Origin of the sequence: Bradyrhizobium oropedii (assembly GCF_020889685.1) — a bacterium.
Classification (GTDB): domain Bacteria; phylum Pseudomonadota; class Alphaproteobacteria; order Rhizobiales; family Xanthobacteraceae; genus Bradyrhizobium; species Bradyrhizobium oropedii.
The window spans coordinates 37,429-48,659 of record NZ_JACMYO010000049.1 but is presented as its reverse complement, the minus strand read 5'-3'; the positions used below and the strand labels follow the sequence as shown (position 1 = coordinate 48,659).

Annotated in this window: 12 protein-coding genes; all 12 read right to left on the bottom strand. The window is 63.5% G+C overall.

Annotation, left to right across the window (positions count from 1 at the left end; all coding sequences use genetic code 11):
* A partial coding sequence (locus H8A95_RS43820; protein ID WP_420839397.1) for a glycine-rich domain-containing protein occupies positions 1-664 on the bottom strand: 664 nt, incomplete at its 3' end.
* A gap of 103 nt (positions 665-767) precedes the next feature.
* The gene (locus H8A95_RS16105) at positions 768-2,408 is read right to left on the bottom strand and encodes a beta strand repeat-containing protein (protein WP_229184007.1); all 1,641 of its coding nucleotides are present in this window, start codon (positions 2,406-2,408) and stop codon (positions 768-770) included.
* 14 nt (positions 2,409-2,422) lie between these two features.
* Complete coding sequence (locus H8A95_RS16100) at positions 2,423-3,691, bottom strand: hypothetical protein (protein WP_229184006.1); 1,269 nt, start codon at positions 3,689-3,691, stop codon at positions 2,423-2,425.
* Between the two features lie 14 nt (positions 3,692-3,705).
* Positions 3,706-4,368, bottom strand: a complete 663-nt coding sequence (locus H8A95_RS16095; protein WP_229184005.1) for a baseplate wedge 1 family protein — start codon at positions 4,366-4,368, stop codon at positions 3,706-3,708.
* Positions 4,365-5,981, bottom strand: a complete 1,617-nt coding sequence (locus H8A95_RS16090; protein ID WP_229184004.1) for a baseplate J/gp47 family protein — start codon at positions 5,979-5,981, stop codon at positions 4,365-4,367. Before H8A95_RS16090 ends, H8A95_RS16095 begins: the two co-directional genes overlap by 4 nt.
* A gap of 3 nt (positions 5,982-5,984) precedes the next feature.
* On the bottom strand, positions 5,985-6,362 hold the full coding sequence (locus H8A95_RS16085) for a contractile injection system sheath initiator (RefSeq protein WP_229184003.1): 378 nt from the start codon (positions 6,360-6,362) through the stop codon (positions 5,985-5,987).
* Positions 6,359-7,132, bottom strand: coding sequence for a hypothetical protein (locus tag H8A95_RS16080; RefSeq protein WP_229184002.1), 774 nt, complete (start codon positions 7,130-7,132; stop codon positions 6,359-6,361). The genes H8A95_RS16085 and H8A95_RS16080 overlap by 4 nt, the downstream gene beginning before the upstream one ends.
* Positions 7,129-8,055, bottom strand: a complete 927-nt coding sequence (locus H8A95_RS16075; protein ID WP_229184001.1) for a baseplate hub protein — start codon at positions 8,053-8,055, stop codon at positions 7,129-7,131. The genes H8A95_RS16080 and H8A95_RS16075 overlap by 4 nt, the downstream gene beginning before the upstream one ends.
* The gene (locus H8A95_RS16070; RefSeq protein WP_229184000.1) at positions 8,052-8,387 is read right to left on the bottom strand and encodes a phage baseplate plug family protein; all 336 of its coding nucleotides are present in this window, start codon (positions 8,385-8,387) and stop codon (positions 8,052-8,054) included. The genes H8A95_RS16075 and H8A95_RS16070 overlap by 4 nt, the downstream gene beginning before the upstream one ends.
* Positions 8,387-8,992, bottom strand: coding sequence for a phage baseplate protein (locus H8A95_RS16065; protein WP_229183999.1), 606 nt, complete (start codon positions 8,990-8,992; stop codon positions 8,387-8,389). Before H8A95_RS16065 ends, H8A95_RS16070 begins: the two co-directional genes overlap by 1 nt.
* Before the next feature lie 3 nt (positions 8,993-8,995).
* Positions 8,996-10,561, bottom strand: coding sequence for a hypothetical protein (locus H8A95_RS16060; protein WP_229183998.1), 1,566 nt, complete (start codon positions 10,559-10,561; stop codon positions 8,996-8,998).
* 151 nt (positions 10,562-10,712) lie between these two features.
* Positions 10,713-11,222 carry a hypothetical protein gene (locus tag H8A95_RS16055; RefSeq protein ID WP_229183997.1) on the bottom strand — a complete coding sequence of 170 codons (510 nt, stop codon included), beginning with the start codon at positions 11,220-11,222 and terminating at the stop codon, positions 10,713-10,715.
* Positions 11,223-11,231 lie beyond the last annotated feature (9 nt).

Here is an 11,231-nt window from a genome sequence, read left to right as displayed (position 1 = left end):
CACCAGCCCCCGCAGAACCGCCCTGTGTAGTGCCACCAGCACCACCGCCGCCCGCATACGTGCCGCCCCCGAGAGCAGCCGATACCGTGCAGCCAGCCCCGCCTGCGCCGCCAGTTGAGCCCGTGCCCGAGCCGCCCGCAGCGTTGCAACCGCCGCCGCCGCCGCTTGGGAACGGTGTTGCGGTATTACCGGAACCACCAGCGTTGCCCTGACCTGCCGTTCCAGAGCCGCCCGCGCCACCAGAACCACCTGAGCCGCCGCCACCACCCGAGCCGCCAGCGAGGCCACCCGCACCGCCACCACCGCCACCGCCACCACCGCCCGTTGCGGTGAAGCCAAGTGCAGCCGAGTTGCCTCCGTTGGCCGCCGATGTAGTCGCGTTGCCGCTGACGACGCCTGCACCGCCCGCACCAACCGTGACTGGATAACTTCCGGCAACAAGAAGAGCAGCGCCAGAAAGAAGGCCACCAGCACCGCCGCCAGCGCCGACGAGATTTGCACCACCGCCACCACCACCAGCGACCACAAGATAGTTAGCGGAGCCAGATCCAGCGCAAACCAGCGTGCTCGATCCCGTGAACGTGTGGATGCGATACACGCCAGACGTCGTGACCGTGCCGCCCGAACACGACAGCGGCGCAGAGCCCGCGACGCTCGCCAGCATGACCGGCTGGAACGTGCCAGGCATATTGGCTTGCGCCGTGGACAGCAGAGCGATCCACGGCGCGACGACGAAGGCGAGAACTGCGTTCCTGAACTTCATGAAATCACTGCGCTTGTTTGACGAGAGACGCGACACAAAACGTCGCGCTGCGGCAGGAGTAGGCGAGAACATCAACCGCGCTTGCCGCGGTCGAGAGCGACGGCTGCGCGCCGCCGGCAAACTTGAAGATGCTGTTCCAGACCGTCGTGCGGCTGCCAGTGCCATCCTGAATGAACGTGATTGTGCCGGCTTGGCCGGCCTTCACGTTCGCAACGTTCATCGTGGTGATGTTGCCGGTGAGCGTCACCGCCGTGTTGATGAAGGTCGAAAAGTCGAACGTCGTCGTCGCGCCATACGTCGTCGTGGTTTCCGACGTGTAGATCACGCTGGTCGGGACGAGGGTGTTAGCCGCGGCAGAAAAATACTGCGCCTGCGTCGCGAGCGCGCCCGACGCCATCGCCGAGTATCCGACAAGACCGGTTGCGGTGAAGCCGGTGGTGATGGTGACGCCGGTGGTCGCGACTGTCAGATAATCCGTAGTATTGACGCCGAGGCTAAGGTTTGCGCCGTTCTGCGAGCGCAGATGGACGGCGCCCCCAGCATCAATCGAGCTAAGCATTCGACCATTGCCGCCCGAACCGTTCACCGTCTGGAAGGTGACATTGTCGGCACCCATCGCGATGGTCTGAGCACCACCAAAGAGCTGCGTCCCGGTCACCGCCAATGCATTGGTGCCGATGGTCGCGCCACCCAGTGCGAGCGAAGTGCCGGACGCAACACCGAGCGTGGGCGTGGTCAGCACTGGGGATGTCAGGGTCTTGTTGGTGAGCGTCTGTGTGGCCGCCAGCGTCACGACCGTGTCGCTCGCGCCCGGGAACGTCATCGTCGTTCCATCAGTGCCAGCGAGCGTGAGCGAGTTGTTGACGGTGAGCGTCTTGGAGTCGACGCCGGCCAGCGTCAGCGTGTTGTTGAAGGCAAGGACCTTGCCGCTGGCGCCGGTGAGCTGCGAACCGGAGCCCGATGAATTGAGCGTGAAACTGCCACCCGCCAACGAGAGGGTCGTTCCATTTGCTATCGAGAGCGTACCGGTCGTCGTCGATATGGTCAGGCCGTTGATGCTGGTCGCGGTCGCAGCGCCCAGGATCGGGGTCACGAGGGTGGGCGTGTTGGCGAACACCAGAGAGCCGGACCCGGTCTCATTTGAAATGATGCCGGCAAGCTGCGCAGATGTAGTCGACGCGAACTGCGACAGCGGGCTCGTCGTCACGCCGCAGGTCGAGCAGGCATAGGTGACCACACCAGACGGAAACGAGACCGAGAGCGGCGACGTGGCCGCGAATGAGGCGGATGAGCCACCGCCGATCGGACCGATCGTCACGCCATTGACCTGCGCGTACAGGCCCGAGATCGTCACCCAGATATCGCCATTCGCAGGCGTTGACGGCGTCGAGCCCGGCGTAAGGTTCAGCCCCGCAGTCGTCGAGCTCGGCGCCGCCGTCACCAAGCGGCCCGTCAAGACTCCTCCGGTCGTAAGCAAGGGCGGAGCGCCGAGATAGTCCTGCTTGGCGGCGAACGCTCCATTCCATTGAGCAGGGGTGGGCACCTGGCCGTAGGTCCAACCTGGAGCGCTCTGCGCGAAAGCCGCAAGCGAGGAGACGGCACAGAGAGCCGTCGCCACGGCAAGCCTGAGCATTGCTGATTTCATCAGATCGCGTGCCTTCAGAGCGAGAGATACCAATAGACAACGGCTGATCGCTCGACGTTGTTGTGAGCGCCGTTGCTGCCGAATGAGGAAATCGAGCCTGACGGAGTGATTGTTGAAACCGCGCCCGATGGCACGATTGTTGAGACGGATCCGGCTGGAGTGAACGAGCCAGACGAGTTGACCGTGATGCCTAGCGCCGCCGGCCAGAGGAAGTTGAAGCCGCCGCCGCCAGTGGTGGACGCTGTAAGCGGCCCGACCACGATGTTGGGCTGTGTCGACGACACGTTGACTGTACCGGTCGACCCGGAGAATGTCGGCGTGACGGCATTGCCGCTGAATGTCGGAGTGACAGCGTTGCCGCTGAATGTTGGCGTGGTGACCGGCAATTCGGCACCGGTGAGCTGGTGCTGGTTCTCGCCCAGAATTGAGCCAGGCACCGTTCGCGAGCCGGACACTACAGGGGCGTTAGCCAGCAGGGACGAGGTCGTCCCGGCCATAGAGTCCGCACCTACCAGCGCAGTGCCATTAAGATTGAGCGCTTGAACCGCGTAATTGGCTGCAAAGTCCGCCGCTGCGCTAGCGCCCCGCGACACGACGCTGCCGGAGGAATTGTAGAGTACGCAACTGGAGCAGTTCGACCAAAGGAACGAGAACAGCCAGAACGTGTCGGTGTTCGCGCGATTGGTTGCGTTCGAGGATGCGTTGCCAACGGTCAAGCCGTTCGCGGGCACGGCATTGGGGGGAGGAGAGCTGGCGGACAGGACCGGGATCGGCACGCCAGGCGCATAGGTGCCGGGCAGCACGATCCAGCCGGCCGACGAGCCTGCGGTCGAATCTGGATTGGTGGTGTTGTTGTCGGCCGTCGAGTACCAGAGGCGCCCCTGCAGCACCGTCGACTGAACGATCGCGCCTTTCGGATATCCGCTCACCGCGGCCGAGAAGGCTGCGTCATAAGGCAGGCCGGATACGGCCTGCATCCACACATTCCACTGCGTGATCTGCCGCAGGATGCCGTTCATATCCTGGCCGAACGGTGGGCATCCACCGGCGGCCGCAGGCACGAATGTGAGGGGCGGGAAGCCGTCCGTCAGAGACGCGGCGCAGTTCTGAATGCCGATCTGCGAGGATTGAGGGATGTTGCGGATATAGGGGCCGCCGGCGCCGTTCCCGAAGGGGATGTTGAACTTCGTCGGGATTTGGGATTGCGACATCGCCGCGGCGCCAGCCAGCTGACAAAGCCACAGCAGTGCGACGGCCCAAACGAGCCGAATACCGGTTTTCATCTGGTTTGAATTCCTCAGCTCGCGAAAATCTTGACGGTGACGCCAGCGGCGGTTGGCAGGACGTTGGCCTGCAGGACGATCGCGACCTCGACGGGCGTGAGCCCGAACTGGAACGTGTATGTGACGCTCATGTCCTGATTGTCAGCGACGTAGCAGGCGCCACGACCAGGAAAGAGATTGAGCAGGATCTGGTTCACCGATGGAATTGCGCCATCGGAGATGTTGCCCGCTGCCTTAGCGAGCACCAGCTTTCGGAAGTCAGGATCGGTCAAGAGGTAGTTCTGCGTCAGGCCGCCGCCGCTATAGAAGCCGCCCTGTCCGAATCCGGTCCAGCTCGAGCCGGCCTCCTGGAATCCGAAGAACTGGACGTTGCCTGGGATTGCGATTGCTCGTTGCACGCCGACGATCCGACCCCAGACGTCGAGGCCGTAGCCTTGTGCGGTCATCACGTTCCACATCAGGTCATAGAAATTGTCGAGCGCCTGAGTGAGGTCCATCGCGGCGTTGAACGCCTGTATCCATGACGTGATAGTCGGCGAGTTCGCGTACTGCGCCATGATCGTGACCCAGGGGTCGAACGTCGGGATTGTGCCGATCGGCGAGATGCCGATCTGGAACGTCCCGATGGCGTTCGACCCAGGAGCTGGATTCGGATGTGGATATGAGGGGCCGGTCACGTCGTTGATACCGCGATGTTCGGCGCCGTGGTCTGCGGGACCTGGTTGGCGTGAACCGCAACCGACGTGCCGTTACCGGAGACGACCGAGATCACCGCATTCGTGGTCAAGGCCGCGCCAGCGGACGTCGTCGGGTTGCTGGTGACATAGACGCCGGCGCCTCCTCCCGCGGGTCCGCTCACAATCGTGGTGTTCGCCGGCACGCCGGCGCCGCTGAGCACGTCGCCGGCACCGATCACACCCGTAACCGCCGACACGGTCAGGTTGGTTCCTGCTCCGGTACCGGTGAAGGTCGCGCCGAGGGTCTGCGGATTGTTGATCGTGTAAGAGCCGACGCCGCCGCTTCCGGAGACGATCGACGTGCCGTTGACGATCCTGTTATCGGGGTCGAACAGAATGTTGCCAGGCGATATCGAGCCGCTGGTGACGCTCACGACATTGAGCGTCGTTCCGGTGATATTGCCCACCACGACGGCGACCGGAGCGTTCGTTGAACCGACGCTGATCGACGCGACCTGCGCCCATGATCCGAGCGCTGCGATCGCTGGGATGTAGTTGGCGGCATAGACGGTCGAGGCAATGCGGGCTTTAGGCGGGGCGGGGTTTAGCGTGCTCTGTCCCGCAAGCGCTGTGATCAGCGCATTCTGGACTTGCGTCGCAGCATCGCTCGGCACGAGCGGATTGTTGACGAGGACCACATTCCAGACGAGCTGCAGCGGCGCAGGTATCGTGTAGGTGATCTGGTACGGAATCGGTGTCGCGTACAGGGGATTGTTGTCGTAGACCGTGACGGTCGTGTTGCCCGCCATGGGCGCGCCGCCGCCTTTTTTGGAGAGGATCGCGGTTGCGACAGCGGACTGAGTGCCGCCGGCGACCGAGATATAGATCGAGTTCGCCGGGATCGTGACGCCGAACAGCGTCACCGGGTTCGGGGTATTGTTGCTATAGCCGAAGTAGTCGAGAACCCCGGAAACCTTCGAGACGGCGCCGATGATCGAGCCGGCGGCACCAAAGCTGTTGCCGGCTACGCTGTCCTGCCTCCGGGTCTCGAATGCCGCGCGTCCCTCGACGTTGCTGCCGATCACGCCGGAGACCACCGCGACCGTGTCCCATCCGTTCACGCCTTGATAGATCGTGACCGTCTGCGGGACCGACACCGGGCCCGGGACAGTGCAGGCGAACGGCACGACCACCGAGCCGATCGGCGGAATCTGCGTCGCCTGCGTGCAGGCATACAGGTTGAGGCTCGAATCCTGAACCAGCGCTCCGACCGGAATGGTGATGGGACCACCGGTGCAGTTCAGTTGAAGGATTGTCGGCTCTGCCGGATCTCGCTCCATGAAGTAGATGCGGCCGATCGCATCCTGCATCCGGCCGGTCGCATATGCGGGATCGACCTGCTGTGTGTAATACTGGAAGGTGCCATAGGTGTTCGAGATCACCGCCGCCTGGCTCTGCGCGAGCTGGCCCTGAGGCGTGGTCAGCTGATAATTCAGCGTGTTGCCGAAGGCCGCGTTGATGTCGCCTTGCACGCCGGTGAGCACCGCGGGGCCAGACGGCGCCACGAATCCCGTCGGTCCGAACGTGAAGGACGGGACCAGAGTCTGGGCCATGCCTTAACCTATCCCTTGCGGGCTGATGACTGTGAAATTGGCGGCGGCGATCTGCCCGGTCGCTTTGCTCTTGACCTGAACCTGTCCGGTTGTCTGCCGGCCGACTGTTTGAAGAAACACGCGCGCTGACGCGACGTCAGGCACCAGAACGGCTTGCGCCTGGCACTGCTGCTTGATGAGGCCGGCGTTCGGCGTCTTGCCGAGGATCTGCCGCCAAATGACGCCGAGCGTAGTGTCGTAATAGACCTCGCCGTTCCACGCCTTGATTGCCGACGCGGCATCCTGGGCGAGCGCGTACGGCTCGGCCGCGACCGCGATATTGCCGTTCGCGTCGAGAACGAGGTCCCACTTCGCGGTGTCGAGCAGCAAGGTTGAGCTCATCCCTGCGGCCCTCCCGTAAGCTGGCCCGGCGAACCGCCGCTGCTGGGCGCCGTATAGGTGTGCACGTGCTCCTTGAGCCCGATGCCGGACGCCGTGACGTTGCCTGAAGTGACGAAGTTGCCGCCGTAGACCGATCCGTTCTGCGACAACACGCTGCCGCCGAGCTGCAGGTTGCCGGACGTGGTGAGGTTGCCGACGACGGTCATGTTGCCCGTGAACGTTGCGTTGCCTTGGCCGTCGGTCTGGATCTTGTAGCCGCCGCTATCTTGCACCTGCAGCGAGCCATCGGACTTCAGCCAGAAGAACGCCTTGGGCGCCTTGTTGAGGATCGCGCCTGCGTAGACGCCATCGGCGATCGACCATCGCCGCGACGAGCCGGGCAGGCCTGCAGCGCCGTTGCCGGCCTTGATCTTCGAGATGTCGCGGTCGGCCGCAACTACCCACCCGATATCGCCGACCGCGGGATCGCAGACGATCACCCAAGGGCCGCCTTGGATGCGAGAGCAGATGATCCCGCTGACGGTGCCTTCCTGGACGCCGTTCATGTTGCCATCGACGCGCGACACCAGCGGCTGCACGTCGACGGTCGCGGGACCTGGCGGTGTACCACTTCCGGCGTGCACGGCGATGACTTTGACCGGCAGCATCGTGTCGTATTTGGCGAGAATCCGCTTGACCGCGAATGCGATCGCATTGGCCTCGCTCGCGCTGTCGTTCGGATGCTGCTGGCCGGCGCCGTTGCTGCCAGAGCCCGCAGTGTTGTCGGTCATGACGGCGGTAGCACCGGGTTAGGCGAGTTGGAATTGTAGCAATAGGCCGCCATCTCCCATTTGCCCTTGGGCACCTGGGATTCGAGCGCGAGGTCGAGCTTGTAGACAGTCCAGACGCCGTTCGCCTTCTGCGCGGCCTGTTCGCTGGTCTGAACCTGAACCTTGCCGCCGAACGCGATGTTCGGATTGAAGACGTTCCGCACAAGAATTCCCTGCTGCGTGAACGACGGGTAGAGGATCATTCCACCTTGGGGTGGTGGCGCGATCAGCGGGATGGTCTGCGTGTTGCGCGATCCGAACCGCGGCCAAATGGCGAGCACATTGCCGTTGACGATCTCGGCGTTGATGCCGGCGTCCTCGGCGCACTGGCGCATCTGTTGCTGGGGCGACCCGCGGTAGTATGGGTTCGATATGACCGTGTTGACGCCGTTGTTCTCGAATCCGACGTTCATCTGGCGGGCCAGGCCGGACATGATGTTCGACACCTGCGTGCTGCCGGCGAAGGTGGTCGGCGGAACGTTCTTCGTCGCATCCGCCAGGCCGGACTGGCAGTTCATGATGAACGGCACGTCGGGAGCGGCATTCAGGTCCGCATAAGCATTGACGATCGTTCCAGAGAAGATCGCCGATAGCGCGCCGCCTTGATCGCCAGCCTTCAGCGTGAGCGTGTTGCGCGGGACGAGGTTGAGCACCATCCCGAGCGTGGACAGCTGGTTCATGACAGAGGCGGACAGGCCGTAGATCATGACCTGCGCTGCCGAGTTCGACGGCGCGCCGGAATTCTGCACCCGCGCTGAAACCCGCTTGTCATTGGTCGTCAGAGTATCGCCGCCGGTCTCGGAGAATTGCGCCGGCTGGTTGGTCTGCGGATTGCTGGCGAGCTGGATCGAAACCTCGATCTGCTTCTTCGTGAAGGTCGTCACGCTGCCAGCCCTATCGTCGCCAGGTCAGCCGCCTCGAGATAGATGAGGATGAAACGGGTGTTGAGGCCGGTGTAGACCGGATCGGCACCGAACTGGCCTGCCGGCGCCTGAAGGTCGACGAACACGAAATCGCCCGTAAAGCCTAGATAGGCGGACCGGACGATGCGGTTCCGGTCGAGCGCGATCACGCCCTGGATGATCGGCGAGACGCCCACTAGCACGTCAATATAGAGCCCATAGGCCTGCTGGTAGATGTTCAGAGTCACCGCCTGATTGGCGAGCTGGCACTGAAGCTGCTGGCTCGCCACCGGCTGAGTGGGAACAAGCAGCATCACATCACTCCCGCCGCGGACACCGCGTTCTGTTCCTGCGATGTCATCGTCTGCGGCTGGACATTGCCGCCGCCGACCTGACCGGCTTGGCCGGGCTGCTGCGTGTTCGAGAATGCAGCGGCCTCCGACTCCCGAATCTGCAGGAAAGTGATGTCTGCGATCAGCATGCCCACACCATTCGTGGCGGACTGCTCATAGCTCCATCGCACCGGGTTGTAGCTCTCGTAGAGCTGCTGCGGTGTCTGGATGTCGTAGAGATCGGTGCCGTCGACGGCATCCTGAATTTGCGAGACCAGCTCGGCGAATGATTCCGGGTCACCGCGCGAAGTGCAGCGCAGCTTCAGCTCGGCCGGCAGCTGCACCTTGTCATAGGAGACGAAGCTGCCGGGCTCGACCTTGTAATCCGCGACCGCGTACTCCTGCCCATATCCGAGACGGACAATCGAATCGAAGTCGAAGGCTGAGGTGCCATCCAACAGGATGTCGTAGCTGCTGCCGCCAATTCCAAACAGAAGCGATATCGCGTCCGCGACGAGGAGGGTGATGCCCTCCGCGATGTACGATGCGAGCGCTGGAACGCCCGGGACGTTCGGAACGTTCGGCATCCGTCACTCCGCGCCGGTATTGAATTGGGACACTGTCTCGCCGCGTTCTAGTACGGGCTTAATGTCGCGGCCGATTCCCTCTGCGTCCTTCGCCTGGGTGTGTACGATGACGCTGCCGACCTGAACGGTCTTCGTGCTGCTGTTCGACGTCGACTGGTTGCCTTGAAGGGTTTGCCGATAGGTCGAATAGCGGGCAGGGGTCTGCTGCTGGATGCCACCCGGAAGGCTCGGCCATTCTCCCTTCAGCATCTGCTCGGCGCCCTGGTAGTCGCCGCGCGCGATCGCCTCGGCGGCCTTCGGGTAGAACCGCTCGATATAGCGCTTCGTCGCGTCGGACTGCTCGTCGTAGCTGCCATACCGCGGATCTGGGATGCCGGCATCGGTCGCGCGCTTCGCAGTGCCCTTCAGGAACTGGAAATATCCCTGCGCGCTTGAGGTGTTGTTGCCGACGTTCTGGTGGGAAGTCTCGAGGTAGGACAGGCCGCTCAGGAAATTGGTCCAGTTCGTGCCGCCCTGCGCGATCGATCGCGCGGTGGTCGCGCCGGCAGTCGCGGTCTTCGCGGCGTCGCGCTCGTCTTGGCCCTTCGGGCCGTACAATTTGTCCGCAAGAGCAAGCGTTTCCTTCGGATCTCCAATAGGCCAGTTTCCGGCGATCCATTCCAGAATCGCGCGCGGGCTCCCAAAGCGGGAGACCAGCTTGTCCCGCAGCGCCGAGCTCTGCGCCTTGTCCTCCGCACTTCCGGGCGTGACGTTCCACTTCGCAAACAGCTGGCCAAGCGCCCCCGTAACGGACGTTATCGCCGGCAGCACGAGCACCGCGAGGTTGCGGCCGAACGACGTCATGGACGTGTCCAGCTCGACCGTCACCTCCTGGTACTGCTTCGCCAGCCGGATCGATTCCGGCGTCACGTTGTTGAGCTGGCGCTGAGCCTCGAGGATCCTGCGCAGCTCGTCCCGCCCGTTGATGAGCAGGTTCAGGCTTTCCTGATTGGCGCCTGGCAGCATGCCGAAGAACGCCGAGAACCGAGCGGGGTCCATGTGCTGCGCGGCCGCGGCAAGCTCCTCCATCAGCTCGCCGGCCGTCTTCAGCCGGCCATTGACGTCGAAGAGGCCTATCCCGAGCGGGCGCAGCATCTGCGCCAGCGTGCCCTGACCGGTCAGCATGAACCGGTTCATGTCCTGCGTCATCGCCTGCAGGGTGCCGGTGACTCCTTCACCGGTCCCGCCCGCGGCTCGGGCCGCCCCCTGCCAGGCAGCGATCTCGCGGGCCGACATGTTCATCGTCTGGGCGAGGCGCCCGACATTGGCGTCCATGCCGGTGATGTAGTTCGTGAACTCCATCACGCCGCGGCCGCCGAGAAAGACGCCGAGGGCGCCGATCGCTTCGCGGCGGAACGACGCGAACATGTCGGTTAGGTTCTTGGCGTTCCGTTCGGCGCGGTTGGCGCCCTTCAGCGATTCCTCTTCAAGCTCGCGCAGCTGGCTCAGCAGCTCTTTCTGCTCCTTGGTGAAGTTGCGGCCATCGAGCCCCAGCTCGAGGACAAGCTCATCGATGACAGTTCCGCTCATGACTTGCCCTGTTGGCGCGCTTTCCAGCGGGCGACGGCTCTGGTGTTGTCGGCATCCGTTTGGACGACGTCGAGCAAGTTCTCGAGGTCCTCAGTGCCGTAGACCGTTTGCATCTCGTGGAGGGTTGCCAGACCCGCCGAGATCACCGCGCCTAGCTTGCCGGCAATGCTTCCGTATTCCCTGAGCGTGGGGCCTTCGACATGATCGAGGAGAGAAGCGTCCCGAACATATCGGCCGCGGAAAAACCCGTGTGGACGCGCAGCACCTCCGAGCGCAACCACCAGCGGGTCCGGACTTCCTCGATATCGTCAGGCGACACGATGTCGGTCGTGATGTGACCGCCGGTCGACTTGTCGCGCGCGGCCGGATCGCGAACAAACCGGACGCATTGCAGCAGCTCATCGAGCAGCGGGATCACTTCCTCCGTCGCGACGCTCGCGCTCAGGATGGTCTGAAGGCCGATGACGAAAATGGCCTCCATGCCGCGGCCGAGCAGCGCCTCGACCGGGAACGGCATCGGCTTTGAGCCTCGGGTCAGCGCCAGGACCACGCGGGTTGCCCAGCGGTCGGCAATCTCAGCATCCCACTCGCGGATCTCGAAATGCTTCCCGCTGTCTCGGCCCTTGTCGGAATCCGCCTTGATGACTTCAATTTTACGCATGCTGTGACG

Excerpts from the sequence above, each read along its gene's own strand:
- H8A95_RS16065 (WP_229183999.1), bottom strand. The coding sequence starts at position 8,992 with ATGCCGAACGTTCCGAACGTCCCGGGCGTTCCAGCGCTCGCATCGTAC.
- H8A95_RS16100 (WP_229184006.1), bottom strand. The coding sequence starts at position 3,691 with ATGAAAACCGGTATTCGGCTCGTTTGGGCCGTCGCACTGCTGTGGCTT.
- H8A95_RS16080 (WP_229184002.1), bottom strand. The coding sequence starts at position 7,132 with ATGACCGACAACACTGCGGGCTCTGGCAGCAACGGCGCCGGCCAGCAG.
- H8A95_RS16085 (WP_229184003.1), bottom strand. The coding sequence starts at position 6,362 with ATGAGCTCAACCTTGCTGCTCGACACCGCGAAGTGGGACCTCGTTCTC.
- H8A95_RS16055 (WP_229183997.1), bottom strand. The coding sequence starts at position 11,222 with ATGCGTAAAATTGAAGTCATCAAGGCGGATTCCGACAAGGGCCGAGAC.
- H8A95_RS16070 (WP_229184000.1), bottom strand. The coding sequence starts at position 8,387 with ATGCTGCTTGTTCCCACTCAGCCGGTGGCGAGCCAGCAGCTTCAGTGC.
- H8A95_RS16060 (WP_229183998.1), bottom strand. The coding sequence starts at position 10,561 with ATGAGCGGAACTGTCATCGATGAGCTTGTCCTCGAGCTGGGGCTCGAT.
- H8A95_RS16090 (WP_229184004.1), bottom strand. The coding sequence starts at position 5,981 with ATGGCCCAGACTCTGGTCCCGTCCTTCACGTTCGGACCGACGGGATTC.
- H8A95_RS16105 (WP_229184007.1), bottom strand. The coding sequence starts at position 2,408 with ATGAAATCAGCAATGCTCAGGCTTGCCGTGGCGACGGCTCTCTGTGCC.